We start from the raw sequence: 22,843 nt of genomic DNA on the forward strand, positions 1-22,843 counted from the left end.
GAACAGACCGTGAAACGAGCCATACCTGTCGTCGTCCTGAGCATCGCCGGCCTGGTCCCCGTCTGGCTGTACCAGCCGTCGTCCGGCACCTCCACCGCCCAGGCCACCACGACCGCGCCCTCGACGTCCTCCTCCGGGACATCCGGCACGAACGTGGTCACGACCACCACGATCGACACGGAGAAGGGGCCCGTACAGCTCCAGGTGACCTTCGACGGTACGAAGATCACCGCCGTGAAGCTGCTCCAGCAGCCCGACCACCCGCAGACCACCGCGGCCGTGCCGAAGCTGATCGCGGAGACGCTTGAGGCACAGAGCGCGGACATCGACACGGTGTCCGGCGCGACGATCACCAGCGACGCCTACAAGGAGTCCCTGCAGGCCGCGATCGACGACAACGCGAAGGCGGCGTCGGCCTCGCCCTCGGCGTCCGCCTCCGAGGCGTCTTCCCAGACCGTCGACGGTTCGGCCCTCAGCACGGAGAAGGGCCCCGTACAGGTCCAGGTGACCTTCTCCGGTACGAAGATCACCGCGGTGAAGATGCTCCAGCAGCCGAACCACCCGCAGACGACGGCCGCCGTGCCGGTGCTGGTGGCGGAGACTCTCGAGGCGCAGAGCGCGGACATCGACACGGTGTCCGGCGCGACCATCACCAGCGAGGCATACAAGGAGTCCCTGCAGGCCGCGATCGACGCGAGGGGCTGAGGTAGCGACCATGCTGCACCGCGTCGAACACGTCATGGGCTTCCCGGTCTCCCTCCGGGTCGACGACGAGCACGTCCCCGAGTCCGCCGCCGACGCGGTCTTCGCATGGCTGCGCGAGGTCGACGCCCGGTTCAGCCCGTTCAAGGAGGACAGCGAGGTCTCGCGGTACGACCGCGGCGAACTGTCCGCGGACGCGCTGAGCGCGGAGCTGCGCGAGATCCTCGACCTGTGCGAGCACTACCGGGTCGCCACCGGTGGCGCCTTCGACGTACGGCTGCCCGGTCGCCGGCTCGATCCCTGCGCGGTGGTCAAGGGCTGGTCGGTGCAGCGGGCGGCGCAGTTGCTGACAGCGGCCGGCGCGACGCGGTTCGTCCTCAACGCCGGCGGTGACGTGGTCACCGCCGGCGGCCCCTGGCGGGTGGGCGTACGGCACCCCGAACACGTCGACAAGCTGTGCACGGTCCTGGAGCTCACCGACGGCGCGGTGGCCACCTCCGCCCGCTACGAGCGCGGGGACCACATCCTCGACGCCCGCACCGGCCGCCCGGCGACGGGCCTGCTCAGCCTGACGGTCGTGGCCCCGACGCTCACGGAGGCCGACTCGGTCGCCACGGCGGCCTTCGCCCTGGGCCCGGGGGGCGTCGACTGGGCGGCCTCCCTGGACGGCTGCGAGGTGTTCGCGGTGGACGCGGAGCGACGGGTGCTGCGTACGCCCGGTTTCCCGGCCGTTCCCTGACAGCACCCGCCCTCCGCGTGACCGTGTATCGCGGGTTCGTCAGCCGAGGCGGTACAGGCCGCTGTAGGCGGAGACCGCCGTGCCGTTCTTCTTGACCCAGGTGGAGATCTCGGAGTTCGAGGAGCCCTGGCCGCTGCTGCTGATGACGATGTAGTGCAGTTTGCCGGACTTCACGAGGCTCTTGAGCTTGGCGAGGGTCATGGCGTTGTCGGAGCCGGACCAGCCGCCCATGGAGATCACCGGCTCACCGGACTCCAGGATGATCGAGGAGGCGGTCTGGTCGGTGGCGACCGCGACCAGCCAGGTGGCGCCGTCCTGGTTCTTCTTCAGGTACGAGATCATCGCGGAGGAGACCTGCGTGTCACCGCCCATGCCTCCGGCGGTACGGCCGGACGCGGACTGGCTGCTGGAGCTGGAGCTGTTGGAGCCGCTCGGCGCGCTGCCGCTGCCGCTGCCGCTGCCGCTCCCGCTCGTGCTCGTGCCGGTGCCGCCGCCCGGACCGCCGGCGCCGCTCGGACGCTCGCCGCCCATGCCACCACCCCCGCCCATGCCACCCGTGCTCGGACCGGCCGTCGGGTTGGTGCCGTTGGTGCTGGAGGTGGCCGCCGAGGCGGAGTAGGCGGCGGGACCGGCGAGCAGGGCGACGACCGCCGCGAGGGCCGCGATGCTCGTCAGCCGCTGCCTTCCCGTGAACCGGCCGAGCAGCAGCCCGGTCACCGAGACCGCACCCGCGACTCCGGCCACCACTTCGGCGACCGTGTACAGCGTCCCGGAGCCGGAGACCCGCTGGAGCAGGACGACTGCCCACACCGTGCTGCCCGCAATGGCCGCGGGCAGCACCCAGGCCCAGTTCGCCGCCGCACCGTCCCGGAAGGCCCGGTACAGCATCACGCCGCCGATACCGGCCAGGGCCGCGATGCCGGGTGCCATGGCGGTGACGTAGTACGGGTGGAAGGTGCCCTCGGCGAGGGCGAAGGTCAGGTAGTGCAGGACGAACCAGCCGCCCCACAGCAGCACCGCCGCCCGCTTGGCGTCCGTGCGCGGGGCCCGGCCGCGCAGCACCAGACCGCCGATCAGCGCGATGAGGGCGAAGGGGATCAGCCAGGAGATCTGGCCGCCCATGACGCTGTTGAACAGCCGGTACAGCCCCGCCTCGCCGCCGAAGCCGGCGCCGTTGCCCTGCGAGCCCACCGACGAACTCGCTCCGAAGATCCGCCCGAAGCCGTTGTAGCCGATGACCAGGTCCCACACTGTGTTGTCCGTGGAGCCGCCGATGTACGGCCGGGAGGACGCGGGGATGAGGTCGACGACCACCATCCACCAGGCGCTGGAGACGACCAGCGCGACGGTGCCGACGGCGAGGTCGCGGATGCGGCGGCCGAGCGAGCCCTTCGCCGCCCACAGGTGGACCAGGAAGAAGGCCGGCAGGACGACGTACGCCTGCATCATCTTCGTGTTGAACGCGAAGCCGATCGCGACCCCGGACCACACCAGCGGCATGAGCCGTCCGGTGCGCACGGCCTTCATGAGCGCGGCCGCGCCCAGCAGCATCAGGAAGACGAGGATCGGGTCGGGGTTGGTGTCCCGGTTGATGGCGACGGTGATGGGCGTGAGGGTGAGCGCGAGCGCCGCGGTCGTGCCCGCGACGGCACCGAAGTCCCGCTTGACCATGCGGTACAGCAGGGCCACCGAGCCGGTGCCGACGGCGACCATCGGCAGCATCAGCTGCCAGGTGCCGTACCCGAAGGCCCGGGCGGAGAGCCCCATCACCCACAGGGCGAACGGCGGTTTGTCGACCGTGCTGAAGCTGCCGGAGTCCAGGGCGCCGAAGAAGAACGCCTTCCAGCTCTTGGTGCCGGAGTAGACGGCCGCGTCGTAGAAGGTGTTGCCGGTGAGGGACGACAGGTTCCAGGCGTACAGCGCCGTGGCCAGCACCAGGATCGCCCACAGCGCGGGGCGGGCCCAGCGCGGGTCCTCGGGGGCACCGGTGAACATCCTGCGCAGCCGGCTGCTCGCGGCGGACGGCAGGGGCCGGTGCCGGCCGTCCTGGGTGGTCGGCGGGGGCGGTGGGGCGAGGGTCGTCATGGCACGTACTCCAGGTCTCCGAGCGGTGGTGATGACGACCCTCGGGCCCGGTGCTGGGCGAACCCTGTGGCTGCGCTGAACGAAGGATGAGAATCAGGGAACTCACAGGTCGCGCACAGTGGGGGATCGGTGCCACTGTTCGAATGTCTGCAACACAAGCGGTCTAGACTCAGCCGGACGGCCTGCTGGACCGGCCGAACGCGGACAACCTCTGGCAGACCCGAAGGGTATGCGGCGCTTTGATACGGATAGATTCAGTCACCAAGCGGTACCCGGACGGCACGGTGGCGGTCGACCGCCTCTCCCTGGAGATACCCGACCGTTCGATCACCGTCCTCGTCGGTCCCTCGGGCTGCGGCAAGACGACGACTCTGCGCATGATCAACCGGATGGTCGAACCCAGCGAGGGGACCATCCTGATCGACGGCAAGGACAGCCGGCAGCAGCCCGTCAACACGCTGCGCCGGTCCATGGGGTACGTGATCCAGAACGCCGGTCTCTTCCAGCACCGCACGATCGTCGACAACATCGCCACCGTGCCCCGGATGCTGGGCTGGGGCAAGGAGAAGGCACGGGCCCGGGCCCGGGAGCTGATGGAGCGGGTCGGGCTCGACAGCTCCCTCGCCAAGCGGTACCCCTACCAGCTGTCCGGCGGACAGCAGCAGCGCGTCGGGGTGGCGCGGGCGCTCGCCGCCGATCCGCCGGTGCTGCTGATGGACGAGCCGTTCTCGGCCGTCGACCCCGTCGTCCGCAAGGGTCTCCAGGACGAACTCCTGCGCATCCAGGACGAGTTGGGCAAGACGATCGTCTTCGTCACCCACGACATCGACGAGGCCGTCAAGATCGGCACGATGGTCGCCGTGATGCGCACCGGCGGCAAGCTCGCCCAGTACGCGCCGCCCGCCGAACTGCTCTCCAGCCCCGCCGACGCGTTCGTCGAGGACTTCCTCGGCACCGACCGGGGCATCCGGCGGCTCTCCTTCTTCCCCTCCTCCGGACTCCGGCTGCTCACCGGGCCGGTCGTCGCCGTCGATGCCACCGCGGAGCAGATCGCCGCCCGCGCCACGGCCGAGGCCCCCTACCTCCTCGTCACCGACGTGGACGGAAGGCCCCTCGGCTGGATCGAGCCGGGGAACCTGACCGCGGGCAGTGTCGACGCGACGCGACTGGTTTCGTACGGGCGGCCCTTCGTGGCCGGCACCGACTCGCTGCGGGCCGCGCTGGACTGTGCCGTGCTCTCGCCCACCGGGTGGGCCGTCGGCGTCGACGCCGAGGGACGGGTGGCCGGAGTGGTCTCCCAGCAGGCCATCGGCGAGGCGATCCGCGGAGCGCACGCGGAGGGCCGTACGGACGCCGAGGCCGCCCGGTGAACGGCTTCTTCGACATCCCGAGCGACCTCCAGCACAGCTGGCTCGGGCTGATCGGCCTGCACCTCAGGGAAGCCCTGCTGCCGGTCCTCGCCGGGCTGCTGGTCGCCCTGCCGCTGTCCCAGCTGTGCGTGCGCTTCCGGTTTCTGTACCCGCCCGTGCTGTGGGTGACGACCGTGCTGTACGCGATCCCTTCGCTGGCCTTCTTCGTGGTCCTGATCGACTACACCGGCCAGACCGAACTCACCGTGATGATCCCGCTCACCGTCTACACCCTCGTCATCCTGGTCCCGGCGATCGTCGACGGCGTCCGTTCGGTGCCGCAGGAGACCCTCGCGGCGGCGACGGCGATGGGCTTCGGGCCCGTACGGCGCTACGTGCAGGTCCAGTTGCCGATCGCCGTGCCCGCCATCATCGCGGGGCTGCGGGTGGCGACCGTGTCGAGCATCTCCCTCGTCAGCGTCGGCGCCCTCATCGGCAACCAGGGGGCGCTCGGCAACCTCATCAACGACGCCAACATCTACAACCGGCCCGAACTCGCCGTGAACGCCGTGCTGACCATGGCGGTCCTCGCGATCCTCGCCGACGGGCTGCTGGTCGTCGTACGCCTGCTTCTGACGCCGTGGATGCCGAGCGGCGCGCGTGCGCGGCGCGCGGAGCGGCCCGAACCGGAGGTCGCCGCCCGGTGAACGTCCTCAACTTCATCAACGCCTTCTTCAGCGACAGCGCGCACTGGCAGGGCTACGACGGGATTCCCACCAGGCTGGGGGAGCACGTCCAGTACACCCTGGAGGCCCTCGCCATCGCCGCGGCGATCGGACTGCCGGTGGGACTCGTCACCGGGCACTACGGGCGGGGCGGCAACGCGCTGGCCTTCATCGCCGTCGCCGGGCGGGCCGTGCCTACCTTCGGTCTGCTGGTCCTGATGACCCTGTCGCTCGGCTTCGGGCTGATCAACGTGATGATCCCGCTGGTCGTGCTCGCCGTGCCGCCGATCCTGGTCACCACCTACGAGGCGATGCGGTCGGTGGATCCCGCCCCGGTGGACGCGGCCCGCGGGATGGGCATGCACCAGATCGAGGTGCTCTTCCGGGTCGAACTCCCGGTCGCCCTCCCGCTCATCCTCGGCGGACTGCGCTCGGCGGCCATCCAGATCGTGTCGACGGCCACCATCGCCGCGTACGTCTCCCTCGGCGGCCTCGGCCGCTACATCGTCGACGGCCTGTACCAGCGCAACTACGAGAAGGTCGTGGGCGGCGCCACACTGGTCGCCCTGATGGCGCTGGCGACGCTGGCGCTGTTCTGGGGGATCACCCGGCTCACGGTCTCCCGCGGGGTGCTCAGGAGCAACTAGGAGGGAGGCCGGGGGAGTGGCGGTCCCCCGGCCCGTCAAGCCTCCGTGCGCGCCAGCGCCTGTTCCAGTACGACCAGCAGCGCGTCCCGTACCGAACCGCGCTCCCTCGCGTCGAACACGATCACCGGGACGCGGTCGTTGACGTCGAGGGCCCAGCGGACCTCGTCCAGGGTGTGCTCGACCCTGCCGTCGAAGGCGTTGACGGCGACCGCGAACGGAATCTGCTTGTGCTCGAAGTAGTCGACCGCGGCGTAGCAGTCGTCCAGGCGGCGGGTGTCGACGATGACCAGGCCGCCGAGCGCGCCCTCGACGAGGTCGTCCCACATGAAGCCGAAGCGCTCCTGTCCAGGCGTGCCGAACAGGTACAGCTTCAGGGTCGGGTCGACGGTGATGCAGCCGAAGTCCATCGCGACCGTCGTCGTGGTCTTGCGCGGGGTGTGGCTGAGGTCGTCCACGCCCGCGGCGACCTCGGTGATGGCGGCCTCGGTGGTCAGCGGCTCGATCTCGGAGATGGAGCCGACCGCGGTGGTCTTGCCCACCCCGAAGCCGCCCGCGATCACCATCTTGACCGGCAGCGGCGGTCGTACGGCGGCGGAGGACGCGGCCGAGGGCCGGGTGGCCGGATCAGTCGGTGTCACGGAGTACCCCTCGGGAGTCGGGGATGGCGCGCAGGCCGTCGATGAGCCTGCGCAGGACGGAGGCGTCGTGGGTGACGTCGGTGTCGGGCACGTGCACCGTCAGCTGACCGGCCGTACGCAGGTCCTCGGCGAGGATCCGCACCACGTTCAGGTGCAGCCGCAACCGGGCCGCGATCTCCGCGATGGACTGCGGGATCCGGCACGCGGCGACGATGTCGTGCTGTTCGAAGGCGAGCCGGTCGAGCACGGCGAGTCCCTCGGCGGTGGCCACCACCTGGGTCTCGACGGGCATCGTCCGGCCGGACGGATCGGGTGCCACCCGGCCGGCGGTGACGAGGAACGGCCGTACGGCGGGCACGGGACCGCCCGGCTCCGGACTCGGAGGCGTGCTGCCGTCCGCCATGACTGCGCTTCCTCCTCGGTCAGCGCTTCGACGCGGTGCCGACGCTGTTCTTCAGTTCGAGCACGAGCTGGGGGCTGAGCGCGCTGCCGGCCCGGTTCGCGAACAGCGTCATCTCGTACGCGATGTTGCCGAGCTTGGCCTCCTTGTCGGTGACGACGCCGAGCACGGCGCCGCTGCCGATCGCGGAGACCAGGACATGGCCGCCCTCCAGGTCGATGATGACCTTGTTGAGGCCACCGAGGCCGTAGTTGCCGGAGGCTCCGGCGGCCAGGCTCGTGATGCCGGAGACGATCGCCGCGAGGCGCTCGGAGTCCGCGTGCTCACGCAGCTCCGACACGGCGATGAGCAGCCCGTCCGAGGAGACGGCGATGGCGTCGACGACGCCCGCGGTCTCCGTCGCGAAACGGTTCAGCAGCCAGGTGAAGTCGGCTGCGGCGGCCTGCAGGTCGGCGGGCGTGGTGCCTTCCGTAGGCGTGTCACCTGTGGACGTGCTCACTGCTCCGCTCCTTCCGGGGAGTGGTTCTGTTCGTGCGGGGGGTTGGATGCGGTCTGCTGGGTTTCCACGTCGTCCCTGGGTACGGGTCTGGGGTGGCTGCCGGTCTCACTGTCCCGGTGGGCGCGCTCCACGGCCGCCTCGAACTCGTCGAGCGCGTCGCGTACGGCCTCCGCGTCGGCGGGCCGGACGGGCGCCGTCTTCTGTACGGCCTCGGCGCCGACTGTGGTGCGCAGCGTGGCACCACGGACCCGGCGGCGAAGGGGGCGGGCGCCGTCGCCGTCGTCGCCGTTCCCGGGTACCTCACCGGTGCGGGCCTGCGGGATGAACGGGGCTGCGGGGGAGGGGAGTTGAGCAGGCGCGGCCGTGTCGCGGTGCGGGACCCGGCGGGGGAGGGGCGCGTGATCGCCGTCGGTGGAGGCGGCCACCGTGACGCCGGGCTCGGAGGCCGCCGTACCCCGGGCCGCCCCGCCCGCCGCCGGCTCCTGGCCCGACTCGGGCCGTACGGCCGTAGGAGCTGCCGTCCGGACCGGATCCGGGGCCGGTGCCGTCTGCGAGCCGGTGTCCGAGGCCCAGGCCGGTGCCGGGCGCGTTCCCGTGGCCGTGCCCGGACCGGCGCCCGCCACCGAAGCCGTACGGGACTTTGCCGCCGTACTCGACACGGGGCTCATCGTCAGGAGGAGGGAGGTGGGGATGGTCACCTCGGCCGTCACGCCGCCTCCCGGTGTGCGGGACAGGACCACGCTGACGTCCCAGCGGCGGGCCAGTGTGCCGACCACGAACAGGCCGAGGACCTTCGTGGGGACGAGGTCGAGGCGCTCGCGGCGGATGAGGCGGGCGTTCTCCTCCTCCAGGCGCTCGGCGCTCATGCCGAGACCGTGGTCGGAGATCACGACCAGCGCGCCCTCGTGGCTGTCCTTGACGATCACCTCGACTGGGCTGCCGGCGGGCGAGAAGGACACGGCGTTCTCGACGAGTTCGGCCACCATCAGGGTGAGGTCGCCGATGATGTCGGGCTCGACCATGGCGTCCGTGCCGGCCTGGAGGGAGACCCGCCGGAAGCCCTCGATCTGGCCGAGCGCGGCGCGCACCACGTTGGTGAGGGCGAGCGGCCCGGAGTCCAGGACCGTCTCGCGGATGCCGGCGAGCAGCATCAGGCTGTCGGCGTTGCGGCGCAGGCGGACCGCGATGTGGTCGATGCTGTAGAGGCGTTCCAGAAGCGCCGGGTCGGTCTCGCCGCGCTCGACCGCGTCGATCAGGGCCAGCTGCCGGGTGGTGAGGTTGCTGACCCGGCGGCCCACGTTGCCGAACATCTCGGCGACGTTGCGGCGGCTGAGGACCTGGCGTTCGAGGAGCGCCACCGCGGTGGTCTGCACCTGGTTGAACACCTCGGCGAGATCGCCGATCTCGTCCTTCGCGGTGACCGGCATCTCCTGGAGCCGCGGCGTTCCGGTGTCCTCGGTGTCGTCGTCGGCCACGCGGGCGAGCTCCCGGCCCGCCACCTCGGCGACCTGCCTCGCGGCACCGGTGAGCGCCTGCACCGGGCGCACCACCGAGCGTCGTACGGCGACCGAGAAGGCGAGCCAGAGCACGAAGCCCAGCAGGGCCGATCCGAGCAGCCAGACCGCGTTGGAGCGTGCGTCGCGGGAGGCGGCGTCGGCGCGGTCGGCGATCTGGCCGATGAGCGAGGTGGTGGTGTTCAGCCGGGTGCGGGCCTGGGCGCGGTAGTCCGGGTAGGAGTCGAGCGCCGTCTGGAAGGCGTCCTTGATCTCGGACGGGGTCCCCGCCTGGAGCGAGCCCGGGTCGATCTGGAGCTCGGCGTACTGCCGGGCGATCGCCGCCTGGGCCGTGTTGTGCTCGATGTCGCCGAGTTCCTCGGCCTGCTGGGCCGTGGCGAACCGGCCGAAGCGTTCGACCTGGTGGGTGTACTCGTCGTAGGAGCCGATCGCGCCGATCAGCTCGATGAGGGCGTTGGAGTCGCCCGTCGTCGCGGAGAAGACACCGGTCTCGAAGGAACCGTGCGCGGCGTCGGCGCGCAGCAGCGAGTCGAGCAGGTTGCCGGTGAAGGTGGCGGCGAGGGCCGGGTTGCGGTCGAGCCCGAGGCCGTCGATCAGGCCCTTGGCGGCGTCGCTGTAGGCCGGGTCGATGTTGTCGGCGGGCAGGTAGGCCTTCTCGATGGTGTTGCGCAGGTCCTCCAGGCCGTTGACCTCGCGAAGGGCCTGGGCCTCCTCCTGCGGCAGTCGGCCGCCGAAGACCTCGCGGACCTTCTCGACCTGGTTGTCCACCCGGATCTGCGCCTCGCGGTAGGCGGCCTGCGAGGGGGCGCGGCCGTCCCAGCTGGACTGGTGGCGCACGGAGAGCAGGACGGCCTGCTGGTGCTCGGCCTCCAACTGCCCGACGAGCTTGGCCACTTCGGCGCTGTCCCGCACGAGCTGGGCCGCGTCCGACGCGTCCCGGGACTGGCCGACCTGGTCGGCGAAGAGATAGGCCAGCAGTACGGCGACCACCGCGAGGGGCACGCCCACCAGGATGTTCAGCTTGCGCCGGAACGGCCAGCGCTCGGCGAAGTCCCGTAGTCCCCGGCCGCCGCGTGCGCCGTCCCGGTTCGGCGGCGGTGCCGACCGGGTGGACACGTCCACCTCGTTCGTGGACACCAGCCCTCCTTCGTGGGTGTCTCGGACGGGGCGCGAGCGCACACCTGACCGATTCTGATCGCTACGGGACGGTGCGTAGGAACACCTGAGTGGCTCCTGCACGCCTGTGTGACCGGCGCCAACTGCGGCGAGACTACAGCCTCTTCGGACAGCGCTTGTTGCCGCCCTGAGTCAAGAATCCGTTACAACCCGAGTCGCACCCCGCGCGCCGGTTTCGCGTTTCCTTCACAACCGATCACAGGCTGATGCCAATTGTGACCAGGTCGCTCTTGACTGCGGGAGAACAGGCTGGATTGGATCAGTGCAAGGGCTTCCCCTCCCGGATGCCCCGAACACCTTGCATCCCCTGAGTTCCGGAACGGGAATCGTGACTTCTACCGCCGCACACCGCAGGTCCCTCAGGAAGAACGCCGGCGTGGCCGCCGTCGCGCTCGCCGCCGCCACGGTCCTGCTGGCGGGATGCGGGTCCTCCGACAACAGCTCCGACCCGCTGAGCCAGGACACGGGAGGCGCCGCCTCCGGCGACACCGTGGTCGTCGGCTCGAACAACTTCGCCGAGAGCATCCTGCTCGCCGACATCTACGGCGAGGCCCTGAAGGCCAAGGGCGTCAAGGTCACCTACAAGCCCAACATCGGCAGCCGCGAGACCACCTACGGTCTGCTGAAGAACGGCTCGATCACCGTCCTGCCCGAGTACAACGGCTCGCTGCTGGCCTACCTCGACAAGGCCGCCAAGCAGGAGTCCGCGCAGGCCGTGAACGCCGGGGTCAAGGCCAAGCTCGACTCCAAGCTGACGCTGCTGGAGTCGGCGCCCGCGGAGGACAAGGACTCGGTCACGGTCAACGCGGAGACCGCGAAGAAGTACAACCTGACCGGCGAGTCCACCCTCGCCGACCTCAAGGGCATCGCCCCGAAGCTGGTCATCGGCGGTTCGCCGGAGTTCCAGACCCGGCAGCAGGGTCTGCTCGGCCTGGAGTCCCAGTACGGCCTGAAGTTCGAGTCCTTCAAGGCCCTCGACGCGGGCGGTCCGCTGACCCAGGCGGCGCTCAAGAAGAACACCGTGCAGGCCGCGGACATCTTCACGACCGACCCGACCATCACCAAGGAGAAGTTCGTCGTCCTCAAGGACCCGAAGAACCTCTTCGGCTTCGCGAACGTGACCCCGCTGGTCTACAAGTCCGGTCTCTCCCAGGAGGGCGTGGCCGCCCTGAACGCGGTCTCGGCCAAGCTGGACACCAAGGCCCTGCTCGACATGGACTTCCAGGTCCAGCTGGACAACAAGGACCCGCTGGACGTGGCGAAGGCCTGGCTGAAGACGAACGGCCTCGGCTGATCCCGGCCGACGACCGGCGCGGGGGGTCTCCGCCGTAGCGGGATTCCCTCACAGCGGAGACCCGCGCCGGTCGCCGACGGGGTCATGGCCGGCCTCACCGCGGGCGACGCCGGGCTCTGCTCGATGTCCCGACCCGGACCTCGGGGCCCGGCTGATCCCCTCCTCGGACGAGGAGCTGACCGGGCCGGACGAGTGAGGCGCCGCTACTCGACGGCCGCGGCGATCAGCAGGTCCATGAGGGCGATCAGCACGTCCCGGGACGACTCGCGGCGCCGTGCGTCGCACAGCACCACCGGAACGTCCTCCGGGAGGGCGAGGGACTCCCTGATGTCCTCGGCCGGATAGGGGTGCCGGCCCTCGAAGCCGTTCACGGCGACGACGAAGGGGATGCGCCGGCGTTCGAAGAAGTCCACCGCGGCGAAGCTCGACTCCGGGCGGCGGACGTCGATGAGGACGACCGCGCCCAGGGCGCCGACCGCGAGGTCGTTCCACATGAACCAGAACCGCTGCTGGCCCGGGGTGCCGAAGAGGTAGAGCACGAGTTCGTCGCTGATGGTGATCCGGCCGAAGTCCATGGCCACGGTGGTGGCCCGCTTCTCCTCGATCCCGGCGAGGTCGTCGACGCCCAGGCCGGCGACGGTGAGGGGTTCCTCCGTGCGCAGCGGGGTGATCTCGCTGACCGACCCGACCATGGTGGTCTTGCCGACGCCGAAGCCCCCGGCGATGAGGATCTTGACGGTGTCGGGTGCCGCGGGAGTACCGGCTGCCCCGGTGGCGAGCGTGTCAGAGCCGGCCAAGGCCTTCCCTCACTTTCTGCAGCAGGTCCAGGTCCGGGGAGCGAGGCGAGACCGGGCGCGGCGGGCGCGCGGTGATCAGGCCCGCTTCCAGCAGATCGCACAGCATGATCACGACCACGCTGACCGGGAGGTCGAGCAGCGCGGCCAGCTCCGCCACGGCGACCGGGCGGGCGCACCGGCGCAGGATGCGGGTCTGCTCGGCCTGCGGCCGCGGGGCCCCTTCCGGCGGCGGATCGACCGCGGTCACCGTCGTGATGAGGGTGAAGTCGGCGCGGCTGGGCCGGGTCCGTCCGCCGGTCAGGGCGAACGGTCGCACCAACCGGCCGGACGCGTCACTGTCGGTCACCTCACCCGCCGGTGGGGCCGATGCCGGCCCGCGGTGCCGCGCTCAGGTGCTCGCCGATCTTCTTCACCAGCATGTTCATCTGGTACGCCACGACCCCGACATCGGCGTTCGGGCCCGTGAGGACGACGAGGTGGGCGCCGGGTCCCGCGGAGGTGAGAATCAGGAAGCTGTTGGCCATCTCGATGAGCGCCTGGCGCACCGGGCCGCCCCGGAAGTCCATGCTGACGCCCTTGCTCAGGCTCATCAGACCGGACGCGGTCGCCGCCAGCCGCTCGGCGTCGTCGCGCAGGAACCCGGTGGACTTGCTGACGACCAGCCCGTCCTCCGAGAGCACGACCGCCTGCGTCACGTCGGCGACCCGCTCCACGAGTCCGGTGAGCAGCTGGTCCAGCTGGGTGTGCGTGGCGGGGGTGGGGCGTGTCATGGCATGTCCTTCATGAGCGATCGGTGTGGGGAGTACGGGCGGCGACGGGTGGACCGTTCGTGTCGGCGGTGCTCACATCCTCGGGGATGTCGAGCGGGTCGGTCCCGTGATCGGTCGCCTTCTCCGGTACGGCGGGGTCCTGAAGGGTGTCGAGGAGGTCGTCCTCGTCCCGGGCGCGGAGCGTGCCGCGCTGGAACCCGGCCAGCGAGGAGGCCGCGTGGTCCGCGGTGAACTCGTCGGCGTCCTCCTCCTCGCGAACGGCCGAGGCCTCCTCACGCAACTCGACGGCGAGACTGGTCTGCGGCACCCGCCGGGGGAGGGGGGTGAGGCCGCCGGGGCGGGGGGTTCCGGTCTCCGGCGCCACGGGGTCCGGCCGGGCCCCCGTCCGCCCGGACCCGGCCCCGGCCGCCGACTCCGCGTCCGGCACACCCACCGACTCCGCCGAGTCCGTCGTACGTTCCGTACCGGTCGGGGGAGCCGTAACCGCATCCGTCTCCCCGGCCGTCACCCCCGCGGTGGCCGCTCCCGTCATCTCACCCCGGCCCTCCGGCTGGTCCTCCTCCCGTACGACGATCTCGTGCGGGATCAGGACGATCGCCGTCGTTCCGCCGTACGGCGAGGAGCGCAGGGTCACCTGGATGCCGTGGCGGTTGGCGAGGCGGGCGACGACGAACATGCCGAGGCGGAGGTCGTCGGCGAGGGCGACGACGTCGAACTTGGGAGCCTGGGCCAAGTGGGCGTTGAAGGCGGCGTACTCGTCCTCCGACATGCCGAGGCCGCGGTCCTCGACCTCGACGGCCAGCCCCTTGGCGACCAGCCCGGCCCGTACCCCGACCGGACTCGGCGCGGGGGAGTACAGCGTGGCGTTCTCTATCAGCTCGGCCAGCAGGTGGATCACGTCCGCGACCGCGGGCGGGGCCAGGCAGACCTCCTCCTCGGTGTGCACCTCCACCCGCTGGTACTCGGCGACCTCACCCACCGCACTGCGCAGGATGTCGATCAGCGCGACCGGCTCGGTCCAGCTGCGCCGCGGCTGCCCGCCGCTGATGATGACCAGGTTCTCCTCGTACCGCCGCAACTGGCTGGCCGTGGAGTCGAGTTCGTACAGGCCCGACAGCACGTCCGGATCCTGGTGCTCGCGTTCCAGTGTGTCCAGGCGGCTGAGCTGCAGGTTGACCAGGTTCTGGCTCTGCCGGGCGATCCCGAGGATCACCTTCTGGAACCCCCGTCGGGTGTCGGCGAGTTCGACGGCGGTCACCACGGCCGTGCGCTGTGCCGCGTTGAACGCCTTGGCCACCTGGCCCAGTTCGTCCGAGCCGTAGTCCAACTCCGGTGCGGCCCGGTCCACATCGACCTTCTCGCCCCGCTCCAGCCGCGCGACCACGTCCGGCAGCCGTTCCTGGGCCAGGCCCAGCGTGGCCTCCCGCAGGCCCCGCAGCCGCCGGGACAGCGAGCGGGTGATCCGCCAGGACATGACGAGGCAGATCAGCAGCGCGATCAGACCGCCCGCGCTCAGCGACGCCGCCGTCAGCAGCTGCTCGTGCGCCTTGTCCGCGCTCCGGGTCAGCAGAGCGGAGGTCTGCTGCCGGATCAGGCCGGTGTAGCGGACGGAGACCCTCTCCATCGCGGCCGTCCACCGCTTGCCCGCGTCCGGCAGGGCCACCCGCCCCGTGCCGGCGGCCGGCCGTGCGGCGAGGACCTGGTCCTCGACCGCCGTCAGGGTCCGCCAGTCCGCGCTCGCCAGGATCCGCTCGGTCTGCGTCTTCGCACTGCCGCTCAGCGCGGGCACGATCTGGTCCTGGACCAGCCACCGGCGCGTGTTCACCAGCTGGACGAAATGCTCCCAGGCATTCTCGTCGAGATGCCCGGACGGCCAGGCCAGGGTGAGCGCCACGTCCTCCTGCGAGGTCAGCTCCGCCGCGTGTTCGAGGGCGACGAGCGGCCCGGCCTGCGAGGTGAGGTCACCGTCGTCGACCTGCGAGAGCTGCTGGAAGGCATGTATCTGGGCGTCGATGATCGACGTGTACTGGTCCAGGGCCTGCTCGGCGGTGATGTCCGTGGGGTGGTCCACCTGGTCGCGGTAGTACTCCAGGCTGCCCACCGAGCCGAGGACGGAGTACAGCTGGTCGGCGATGCGCGCCGGCGCCCGCTGGATCTCCTCGGACCGCCGCACCAGCTTGGCGACCGCCGCGTCCGTGGCCGTCCGCTTCTCGTCCAGGGCGGCCTGGGAACCGGGCACCCTGGCCAGCCGGGCGGCGGACATCGCGCGTTCCCCCTGCAGCGCGAGGGTGGCCTCGGTGCCCATCGCGCCGGTCGACCTGCTCAGGTCGGTCTGCGAACGCAGCCGTAGGCCCTCGGAGAACAACTGCGTGGTCGTCACCCCCCACATCGCCGCCAGCGTGACGCTCGGCACCAGCGCCAGCATGATGAGGGAGAGACGTATGGAGCCGAGGCGGCGCCGGGCGCCTTTCCGGTCGGGCATGGTCGTCCTTGGGCGATGGGGTGTTCCGGGGAGGGGGAGCGGTTGTCGGGACGGGGAGGTCACCGGGTGCCGGCGGCGGCGAACCTCGCGACCGCGGCGACGTTCGTGCGGGTGACGAACGCGGGCCCGGTGAGCACGGGAGCCACACCGCCCCCGCTGACGTTGCCGTTGGTCCTGTACAGCCACAGCGAGTCCACGGCGAGATAGCCCTGCAGGTACGGCTGTTGGTCCACCGCGAACTGCACGCTGCCGGCGCGGATCGCCTTGGTCAGGTCGCTGTTGAGGTCGAAGGTGGCCACCTGGGCCCTGCTGCCGGCGGCCTTCACCGAGTCCACGGCGTCCAGCGCGAACTGCGCGCCGAGCGTGACGACCTCGTCGATGCCGGGGTCCTGCCGCAGCCTCGCGGTGAGCACGGTGTCCACGGCCTCGGGGTCGGTGCCCTCCACGTACAGGTTCTCGGTCTCGCCGCCGAACGTCTTCTTCACACCGGCGCAGCGCGCCTCCAGGGCGACGTTGCCCCGCTCGTGGATGACGCACAGCGCGTGCTTGGCCTTCAGGCCGTTCAGCTTGCCGCCGACGGCCGCGCCGGCCTCGATCTCGTCCTGGCCGAAGTACTCCAGCAGCCCCTGCGACTTCCAGGCGTCGATACCGGAGTTGAGGCCGACCACCGGAATGCCGGCCGCCCGTGCCGCGGCCACCGGGGCCTTCATCGCGGCGGGCTTGGCCAGCGTCACCGCGATGCCGTCGACCCGGTCACCGATCGCGTCGCGCACCAGCTGGGCCTGCCCCGCCGGATCGGAGTCGTTGGCGTACGTCAGCTCGATGCCGTCCTTCGCGGCGGCGGCCTCGGCCCCCTTCTGCACGAGCTCCCAGAAGGCGTCTCCTTCGCCGCCGTGGGTGATCAGGGCGACCCGCAGCCCCGCGGAGTCCGCCCCTTTCGCGGCGTTCGTGCCCGCGTCGAGCCGGGAGTCGCCGCCGGAGCAGCCGACGAGCAGCAGGAGGGCGACGGAGGTGAGGGCGGCCAAGCGCAGGGATCTCACGGAAGTCCGAGGTGGGGGAGGAGTGTTCATGGGGTGCGGCACCTCGCTGTGCGGCCTGGCAGGCGGAACGCGAAAGTGCGGCCGGACGCGGGCGCGCCGGCCGGTTGAACTTTCACTGGCCAGGAGCCAACCGCGTGTGACCGCCGGTAGTCAAGTGATCAGCCCCTTGTGATGACTTCTCGGTTCCGCATCGTAATGATCTTCCCGTCGACGTGACTCCTCGGGGAACGCGTCGGACCGCGCAGGCTGCCCGGTGAGTGAGGGCATGCCTGCGCGGTCGAGGCTGCGGAAAAGGAAGGCGGCTCCGCGTCCGGGACTACTGCGCGGTCCTCGGTGTGACGACCACCGTTCCCGACTGAGCCGTGTGGGTGTCGGTACCGGACGGGCCTGTCTCGGTCGGACCGTCCTGTGTCGCCTGCTGGGCAGGACCGCGGCGCTCGCGACGGCTCACCCGCGCGTCCTGGTCGGGCAGCCAGCCGAAGGTCAGGACGCTGCCCACGGCCCCCAGCAGGAGGCCGACCATGAAGCCGCCCATGTTCGAGGTCACCCAGGTGCCCATGGAGACCAGCACGCCGGTGATCGAGTAGAAGAGGCGCTGGTCCGGGCTGAAGAGGATCAGGAGCCCCAGCAGCACCATCAGCGTCGGCAGGAGGTAGCCCGCCGCCCCCTGCATCCCGACGTGCAGGACGACCTTCACCGAGGCCTTCATGGTGAGCAGGATCCAGGCCCCGCCCAGGGTGAGCCACAGCCCGCCGAAGAAGGGCCTTCCGTACACCCAGCGGGTGAACGAGTCCTGGCCGGCCACAGGCTGCTGGACGCCCTCCGGCTCCTGCCCCTCCATCAGCAGGCCTTGCTGCTGAAGCTCAGCTTGAGGCCGGGCAGCTTGAAGACACCTGCCGTGGTGGCGTAGTTGGTCTGCCGCAGGGTGTCGATGTACACGTGGTCGGCCTGCTGGCTGAAGACACCGAGGGGACCCTTCACGCCCGCCTTGGTGAGGGTGCTGGCGTCGTTGCCGATCTCGATGTTTTTGAATTCGGCGTTGCCGGACATCTCGGTCGAGTCCGTGGTCAGGTCGGTCGCCTGGACCTTGTCCTTCCCGTTGCCCGCCTCGATCTTCAGGTTGGTGCCACCCAGGTCGACGCTCTGGCACAGCTTGGAGAGGGTCGCGCTCTTGATGGCGGAGGTCACGACCAGCACCTGGCCACCGGTGTCACCGGCGTTCGGGCTGTTGTCCGCCATGTTGTCGAGGCCGCCGAACTGCTCGAACCCGGTGCCGTCGAGGCTCTCCGCGGTGACCGTGAAGGGCATGCCGGAGATGGCGAACTGGACGCCCAGCGCGCCCTGGGCGGTCATGATCGCGAGACCCGCGGTGATCGCGACGGCCGGCACGGCCATGATCGCGGCCCGGCGTCCGCGGACCCGCCCGCGTCTCGCGGGGCTGTCGGGGGCTTGGGGTGCGGAACCGCTTTCGGGGGTCTCGGAGGTGGTGCCGACGGACGAGGCCATGTGCTGCTCCCAGGGACATAGTCAACGCAAGTGGGGCTCACGTGCGGATGTGCGGCTTCAGTGGCGTGCTGTCCTGGCGCGGACGGTGGCTGCGGTGCACGTCTCCTCCCGGCCCCCGGCGGCTGCAAGGGCTTTCCCGTACTCCGCAGTAACGCCACGGAAGTTACCGGCGGTTACGCCCGTGGGTCAAGCAAGTTGTGAGTAAAGGGTGTTGATTATGTGCCAGCCGTGATCAACAAGGCCCCTGACGACGGCAAAACCCGTCAATCGGATAGCAACCTCCGTGCCACACCTTGACGTTGACGGATGATCAGGTCTACAACTCTCCCTGGCTTCCTCGGATCCGTGGCGCCGGATCCAAGCCGTCGGGCGGCACCTGCCCGCATTCCCGGACCAGCTGTCCCTTCACGGGCTCTTCACCGCCCGAGTCCGACCCTCCACGGCACCCGCACCGGCGTTTCCCCCTGGGCCGTACCGGGATCGCCCTTTCTCGCCCGGCCCGGCCGGAGCCCTCCCCCATAGGGCCACCGGCCGGTCGCCGGCCCGATGCCGTTGCCGGTCCGTCACGTACGGAGAAGGCGTGACGGTCGGCAACGGCGGACGCCGACGCGCGTCCGCGCCCCCCCACACCCACCCTCACCTCATGAAAGAGGCAATCCCCCATGCGTATGCGTTCTCTGCTCTCCCTCACCGCCGCTGCCGCCGCCTTCGCGCTTCCCGTGGCCGTGGCCGCGTCCACCCCCGCCGCCGCGGACGACGTCGCGGTCCTCACCACCGGCTCGGTCGGCGGCCCCAGTGTCGCCGAGGGCACCACCATCAGCGCGTCCCTGGCCGCCGGCACCAACGCGACCCTCTACTCCAGCTCGACGGGCACCAGCGGAATCAGCTGCACGGCCTCCACCTTCACCGCCACGGTCGGCAGCAACCCTGCCGCGCCTGGCACCGCCGTCGAGTCCCTGACCGGGCAGACCTTCAGCAACTGCACCTCGAACGTGGTCGGTGTCCTCGGCGTCACCAGCATCACGGTGAACAACCTGCCGTACACCACCGACGTGTCCTCCGACGGCACCGTCTCCGTCACCCCCGCGAGCGGTTCCGCCATCCAGACCACCGTCGTGCTGCGCACCCTGCTGGGCAGCGTCAGCTGTGTCTACCAGGCCGCGTCCGGCCTGGCCGGCACGGCCGACAACACCGACAACAGCATCAAGTTCGCCAACCAGCAGTTCAGCCGGACATCCGGTTCCTCGCTGTGCCCCGCCAGCGGTTTCTGGACCGCGAAGTACAGCCCGGTGACCGCGGGCGGCGAGCCGGTCTACGTCAACTGAACTCCGTAACCTCGTAGTTCAGCGCCGGCGCAGACGAAGCGCCAGGGCGGCGCCCCCGGTGAGCACCAGCACCGCGGCGGCGCCGCCCGCCATCATGGGCGCGGACGGTCCGGAACCTGGATCGGCGTCCGCGGCCACCGGAGTGGAGTCGGGGACGGCACCGCCCGCCGAACGGGCCACCGAAGGACTCGGCGTGGGCGCGGGGGCCGAAGTGGACGGCACCGGACTCTTCTCGGGCTCCTTCGCCTTCTCCTTCTGCACCGCCTTCGACTGCGTGGGCGACGCGGCGGCGCCCGCCCCGGCCCCGCCCTTGCCGGCCGCCGCCGGGAACACCACGTCCGAGCACGAGTAGTACGTGTCCGCCGTACTGCTGTTCTGCCAGATCGTGTACAGCACCTGCCGGCCCGTCCGGTTCTTCGGCAAGGTCATCCTGATCCGGTACGCGCCGTCCGTCAGCGCCGGGTCCTTCACCTGAGCGAACGGCTGCTCCGGAAGATCGGACCACGTCAGCGGCTTCGACGGATCGTACCCGGGCTCGGTGAGGTACATGCGGAACGTGCCGGTGTGCGGGATCGTCGAGACGTACTTCATGGTCAGCGTCGCGCCGGGGGACAGGCGCGTGGCCGGCCAGTCGGAGCGGGCCAGGTCGAGGCCCTTGTAGGCGGGCAGACCCCCGCTGCACAGCTTGCCGTCGGGGATCGTCTGACGGTCGCGGCCGTTCACGTTCGCGACCCGCAGGTTGTCCCACGCCGTGAAGGGCGAGCCGTTCGCCGCCACGGCCGCCCGGCACGCGGCCGTGCCCGAGGAGGCGCCGTCGGGAGAGCAGGCGAAGACCCGGCTGACCGGATCCGTGGGAGCGCCGTGGGCCTGCGCGGGCACCGCCGCGAACACGGTCAGCAGGAACGGGGTCAGGGCGGCGAACGCCGCACTCGTACGGGGGGCGGTTGTCCAGGGCATCCGGGCCATCCGGAACGCCTCCTCGGGCGGCGCGGGAACTACGGGCTTCCGTGCAGTACGGAACACGACCCTCACGCGTTCACCGGTGCACCGGACCGTCCGCCCTCCAGCTGACTTGATGCAGACCCGGCAAAGCGGCCATCCACGGTCAACCGGCCACCGCAGAGGGGGAGTTTCCGGCCGGGTCAAGGGTTTCCCCTGTATCCGCATGACCTGCTCTTTGCCTATCGTTCGACCACAGCTGACCCACAGGTAACCCCGAACGGGTCATGCGCCTCCAGCCGGCCGGCCGCCGCGCTCCTGGCTTCACCCCTGCCGCTTCACCCCCCGCCGCTTCACCGACGAAGCGATTCGACCGCCGCTCCGCGCTGCCCGGAGCACGGCCCCGAAAGGCAAGCCCTTGCGTACCTCCCCCTCCCTCCGGCGGAAGCTGATATCCGCCGCCGCCGTGTCCGCCGCCCTCCTCTCGGTCGGTACGGCCTCCGTCGCCGTCGCCCAGGACACCCGTGCCCAGGAGGCCGCCGTCCCGGCCGCGCTCACCGAGGCCGCCCCCGGCATCCAGGCCGAGCGCCTGATCGTCGGCTACAAGTCCGGCGCCGCCGAGGCCACCTCGAACAAGGCGGCCGAGGCGGACGCCGCCGCCAAGGACGCCGACTTCCAGCGCAGACTCGGCACGGGCGCCGCCCTGGTCGACCTGGGCGCTGACCCCAGCAAGGCCGAAGTGGCCGACGCCGTCGCCGAGTTCAAGGCCGACCCGCAGGTCGCCTACGTCGTACCGGACCGCCTGAACAAGCCGCAGGCCGACCCGAACGACACCGAGTACGCCAAGCAGTGGGACCTGTTCGAGTCCACGGCCGGCATGAACGTGCCGGGCGCCTGGGCGACCTCGACGGGCAGTGGTGTCACCGTCGCCGTCATCGACACCGGCTACGTCACCCACTCCGACCTCGCCGCGAACATCGTCGGCGGCTACGACTTCATCTCCGACACCGCCGTCTCCGTCGACGGCGACGGCCGCGACAGCAACCCTGCCGACCCGGGCGACTACTACGCGGCCAACGCGTGCGGTGCGGGCATCCCGGCCTCCAGCTCCTCCTGGCACGGCACCCACGTCGCCGGCACCATCGCCGCGGTCACGAACAACGGCAAGGGTGTCGCGGGCATCGCGTACGGCGCGAAGATCTCCCCGGTGCGCGTCCTCGGCAAGTGCGGCGGCTACGACTCCGACATCATCGACGCCATCACCTGGGCGTCCGGCGGCACCGTCTCCGGCGTGCCCGCCAACACCAATGTCGCCAAGGTCATCAACATGAGCCTCGGCGGCGACGGCGCCTGCACCTCGGCGACCCAGACCGCCATCAACAACGCCGTCGGCCGCGGTACGACCGTCGTCGTGGCCGCCGGCAACGACAACGAGAACGTCTCCGGACACTCGCCCGGCAACTGCAACAACATCATCTCGGTCGCCGCGACCAACCGCTCCGGCGCCAAGGCCTCCTACTCCAACTACGGCTCCCTGGTGGACATCTCGGCGCCCGGCGGCCAGACCAGCACCGGCACCGCCAACGGCATCCTGTCCACGCTCAACTCCGGTGCCTCGACGCCCTCTTCGGAGTCGTACGCCTACTACCAGGGCACCAGCATGGCGACCCCGCACATCGCGGGCCTGGTCGCCCTCGTGAAGTCGGCGAACCCCTCGCTGACCCCGGCGCAGATCGAGACCGCCATCAAGAACAACGCCCGTCCGCTGCCGGGCGCCTGCTCGGGCGGTTGCGGCGCGGGCCTCGCCGACGCGGCGAAGACGGTCGCGGCCGTCAGCGGCGGCGGTACGACGACGGGGACGACCTTCTCCAGCACCACGGCCGTCGCCGTCCCGGACAACGGCTCCGCGATCGAGTCCCCCATCACCGTCAGCGGCCGCAGCGGCAACGCGCCCTCGACCCTCCAGGTCGGCGTCGACATCACCCACACCTACCGCGGTGACCTGGTGATCGGCCTGGTCGCCCCGGACGGCACGGTGTACAGCCTCAAGGCGGCGAGTTCCTCGGACTCCGCGGACAACGTCAACACCACCTACACCGTGAACGCCTCCTCCGAGGTGGCCAACGGCACCTGGAAGCTCCGCGTCCAGGACACGGCGGCGCAGGACACGGGCACGCTCAACGGCTGGAAGCTGACGTTCTGAGCGAACTCCCTAC

Annotated in this window: 21 protein-coding genes; 8 read left to right on the forward strand and 13 right to left on the reverse strand. The window is 70.8% G+C overall.

Annotation, left to right across the window (positions count from 1 at the left end; all coding sequences use genetic code 11):
- The first annotated feature begins 9 nt into the window (after positions 1 to 9).
- Entirely contained in the window at positions 10 to 705 is a 696-nt protein-coding gene (locus ACIRP7_RS39180; RefSeq protein WP_403669757.1) for an FMN-binding protein, read from the forward strand.
- A 10-nt stretch (positions 706 to 715) separates the two neighbouring features.
- Positions 716 to 1,441, forward strand: coding sequence for an FAD:protein FMN transferase (locus ACIRP7_RS39185; RefSeq protein ID WP_403669759.1), 726 nt, complete (start codon positions 716 to 718; stop codon positions 1,439 to 1,441).
- 39 nt (positions 1,442 to 1,480) lie between these two features.
- Here the strand turns inward: ACIRP7_RS39185 and ACIRP7_RS39190 are convergent, their stop codons facing one another.
- Entirely contained in the window at positions 1,481 to 3,526 is a 2,046-nt protein-coding gene (locus tag ACIRP7_RS39190) for an ArnT family glycosyltransferase (protein WP_403669762.1), read from the reverse strand.
- A 239-nt stretch (positions 3,527 to 3,765) separates the two neighbouring features.
- On the opposite strand from ACIRP7_RS39190, the gene ACIRP7_RS39195 reads away from it, so the two are divergent.
- The 3 genes from ACIRP7_RS39195 to ACIRP7_RS39205 are packed head-to-tail and all read left to right on the forward strand — an operon-like array spanning position 3,766 to position 6,247.
- Positions 3,766 to 4,896 carry an ABC transporter ATP-binding protein gene (locus ACIRP7_RS39195; protein ID WP_403669765.1) on the forward strand — a complete coding sequence of 377 codons (1,131 nt, stop codon included), beginning with the start codon at positions 3,766 to 3,768 and terminating at the stop codon, positions 4,894 to 4,896.
- A complete protein-coding gene (locus ACIRP7_RS39200) occupies positions 4,893 to 5,582 on the forward strand; it encodes an ABC transporter permease (RefSeq protein WP_403669768.1) in 690 nt (229 codons plus the stop codon). Before ACIRP7_RS39195 ends, ACIRP7_RS39200 begins: the two co-directional genes overlap by 4 nt.
- Positions 5,579 to 6,247: an ABC transporter permease gene (locus ACIRP7_RS39205; protein WP_352381960.1), complete on the forward strand. Its 669-nt coding sequence runs from the start codon at positions 5,579 to 5,581 to the stop codon at positions 6,245 to 6,247. The genes ACIRP7_RS39200 and ACIRP7_RS39205 overlap by 4 nt, the downstream gene beginning before the upstream one ends.
- Positions 6,248 to 6,282: 35 nt before the next feature.
- On the opposite strand, the gene ACIRP7_RS39210 is transcribed toward ACIRP7_RS39205, so the two are convergent.
- From ACIRP7_RS39210 to ACIRP7_RS39225, 4 genes are read right to left on the reverse strand one after another with little or no spacing between them, the layout of a single operon-like run.
- The gene (locus tag ACIRP7_RS39210) at positions 6,283 to 6,885 is read right to left on the reverse strand and encodes an ATP/GTP-binding protein (protein ID WP_352381949.1); all 603 of its coding nucleotides are present in this window, start codon (positions 6,883 to 6,885) and stop codon (positions 6,283 to 6,285) included.
- Positions 6,872 to 7,288, reverse strand: coding sequence for a DUF742 domain-containing protein (locus ACIRP7_RS39215; RefSeq protein ID WP_306975023.1), 417 nt, complete (start codon positions 7,286 to 7,288; stop codon positions 6,872 to 6,874). The genes ACIRP7_RS39210 and ACIRP7_RS39215 overlap by 14 nt, the downstream gene beginning before the upstream one ends.
- Positions 7,289 to 7,307: 19 nt before the next feature.
- A complete protein-coding gene (locus ACIRP7_RS39220; RefSeq protein WP_031052307.1) occupies positions 7,308 to 7,784 on the reverse strand; it encodes a roadblock/LC7 domain-containing protein in 477 nt (158 codons plus the stop codon).
- The gene (locus ACIRP7_RS39225; protein WP_403669772.1) at positions 7,781 to 10,435 is read right to left on the reverse strand and encodes an ATP-binding protein; all 2,655 of its coding nucleotides are present in this window, start codon (positions 10,433 to 10,435) and stop codon (positions 7,781 to 7,783) included. The genes ACIRP7_RS39220 and ACIRP7_RS39225 overlap by 4 nt, the downstream gene beginning before the upstream one ends.
- Before the next feature lie 367 nt (positions 10,436 to 10,802).
- Between ACIRP7_RS39225 and ACIRP7_RS39230 the strand changes: the two genes are divergently transcribed.
- A complete protein-coding gene (locus ACIRP7_RS39230; protein WP_403669775.1) occupies positions 10,803 to 11,768 on the forward strand; it encodes an ABC transporter substrate-binding protein in 966 nt (321 codons plus the stop codon).
- A gap of 203 nt (positions 11,769 to 11,971) precedes the next feature.
- Here ACIRP7_RS39230 and ACIRP7_RS39235 read toward each other — a convergent pair whose 3' ends face one another.
- The 7 genes from ACIRP7_RS39235 to ACIRP7_RS39265 form a co-directional block, all read right to left on the reverse strand.
- Positions 11,972 to 12,565 carry a GTP-binding protein gene (locus tag ACIRP7_RS39235; protein ID WP_403669778.1) on the reverse strand — a complete coding sequence of 198 codons (594 nt, stop codon included), beginning with the start codon at positions 12,563 to 12,565 and terminating at the stop codon, positions 11,972 to 11,974.
- Complete coding sequence (locus ACIRP7_RS39240) at positions 12,552 to 12,911, reverse strand: DUF742 domain-containing protein (RefSeq protein WP_352381932.1); 360 nt, start codon at positions 12,909 to 12,911, stop codon at positions 12,552 to 12,554. Before ACIRP7_RS39240 ends, ACIRP7_RS39235 begins: the two co-directional genes overlap by 14 nt.
- A 1-nt stretch (position 12,912) precedes the next feature.
- Positions 12,913 to 13,335, reverse strand: coding sequence for a roadblock/LC7 domain-containing protein (locus ACIRP7_RS39245; protein WP_030313681.1), 423 nt, complete (start codon positions 13,333 to 13,335; stop codon positions 12,913 to 12,915).
- Between the two features lie 10 nt (positions 13,336 to 13,345).
- On the reverse strand, positions 13,346 to 15,817 hold the full coding sequence (locus ACIRP7_RS39250) for a nitrate- and nitrite sensing domain-containing protein (RefSeq protein WP_403669781.1): 2,472 nt from the start codon (positions 15,815 to 15,817) through the stop codon (positions 13,346 to 13,348).
- Positions 15,818 to 15,876: 59 nt separating this feature from the next.
- Positions 15,877 to 16,887: a substrate-binding domain-containing protein gene (locus ACIRP7_RS39255; RefSeq protein WP_403669784.1), complete on the reverse strand. Its 1,011-nt coding sequence runs from the start codon at positions 16,885 to 16,887 to the stop codon at positions 15,877 to 15,879.
- Between the two features lie 286 nt (positions 16,888 to 17,173).
- Entirely contained in the window at positions 17,174 to 17,698 is a 525-nt protein-coding gene (locus ACIRP7_RS39260) for a DUF6114 domain-containing protein (RefSeq protein ID WP_403669787.1), read from the reverse strand.
- Entirely contained in the window at positions 17,698 to 18,363 is a 666-nt protein-coding gene (locus ACIRP7_RS39265; protein WP_403669790.1) for a DUF6230 family protein, read from the reverse strand. The genes ACIRP7_RS39260 and ACIRP7_RS39265 overlap by 1 nt, the downstream gene beginning before the upstream one ends.
- A 662-nt stretch (positions 18,364 to 19,025) precedes the next feature.
- Here ACIRP7_RS39265 and ACIRP7_RS39270 point away from each other — a divergent pair.
- Positions 19,026 to 19,688: a Tat pathway signal sequence domain protein gene (locus ACIRP7_RS39270; RefSeq protein ID WP_403669792.1), complete on the forward strand. Its 663-nt coding sequence runs from the start codon at positions 19,026 to 19,028 to the stop codon at positions 19,686 to 19,688.
- Between the two features lie 18 nt (positions 19,689 to 19,706).
- On the opposite strand, the gene ACIRP7_RS39275 is transcribed toward ACIRP7_RS39270, so the two are convergent.
- Positions 19,707 to 20,654, reverse strand: coding sequence for a lytic polysaccharide monooxygenase (locus tag ACIRP7_RS39275; RefSeq protein WP_403669795.1), 948 nt, complete (start codon positions 20,652 to 20,654; stop codon positions 19,707 to 19,709).
- A 391-nt stretch (positions 20,655 to 21,045) separates the two neighbouring features.
- Here ACIRP7_RS39275 and ACIRP7_RS39280 point away from each other — a divergent pair, with 391 nt between their 5' ends.
- Positions 21,046 to 22,830 (forward strand): S8 family peptidase, encoded by a 1,785-nt coding sequence (locus ACIRP7_RS39280; protein WP_403669798.1) that lies wholly within the window; start codon positions 21,046 to 21,048, stop codon positions 22,828 to 22,830.
- Positions 22,831 to 22,843: the final 13 nt, after the last annotated feature.

The organism is Streptomyces sp. NPDC102270 (assembly GCF_044766405.1).
In the GTDB taxonomy this organism is placed as follows: domain Bacteria; phylum Actinomycetota; class Actinomycetes; order Streptomycetales; family Streptomycetaceae; genus Streptomyces.

Excerpts from the sequence above, each read along its gene's own strand:
- ACIRP7_RS39185 (WP_403669759.1), top strand. The coding sequence starts at position 716 with ATGCTGCACCGCGTCGAACACGTCATGGGCTTCCCGGTCTCCCTCCGG.
- ACIRP7_RS39190 (WP_403669762.1), bottom strand. The coding sequence starts at position 3,526 with ATGACGACCCTCGCCCCACCGCCCCCGCCGACCACCCAGGACGGCCGG.
- ACIRP7_RS39215 (WP_306975023.1), bottom strand. The coding sequence starts at position 7,288 with ATGGCGGACGGCAGCACGCCTCCGAGTCCGGAGCCGGGCGGTCCCGTG.
- ACIRP7_RS39245 (WP_030313681.1), bottom strand. The coding sequence starts at position 13,335 with ATGACACGCCCCACCCCCGCCACGCACACCCAGCTGGACCAGCTGCTC.
- ACIRP7_RS39250 (WP_403669781.1), bottom strand. The coding sequence starts at position 15,817 with ATGCCCGACCGGAAAGGCGCCCGGCGCCGCCTCGGCTCCATACGTCTC.
- ACIRP7_RS39255 (WP_403669784.1), bottom strand. The coding sequence starts at position 16,887 with ATGAACACTCCTCCCCCACCTCGGACTTCCGTGAGATCCCTGCGCTTG.
- ACIRP7_RS39260 (WP_403669787.1), bottom strand. The coding sequence starts at position 17,698 with ATGGAGGGGCAGGAGCCGGAGGGCGTCCAGCAGCCTGTGGCCGGCCAG.
- ACIRP7_RS39265 (WP_403669790.1), bottom strand. The coding sequence starts at position 18,363 with ATGGCCTCGTCCGTCGGCACCACCTCCGAGACCCCCGAAAGCGGTTCC.
- ACIRP7_RS39270 (WP_403669792.1), top strand. The coding sequence starts at position 19,026 with ATGCGTATGCGTTCTCTGCTCTCCCTCACCGCCGCTGCCGCCGCCTTC.
- ACIRP7_RS39275 (WP_403669795.1), bottom strand. The coding sequence starts at position 20,654 with ATGGCCCGGATGCCCTGGACAACCGCCCCCCGTACGAGTGCGGCGTTC.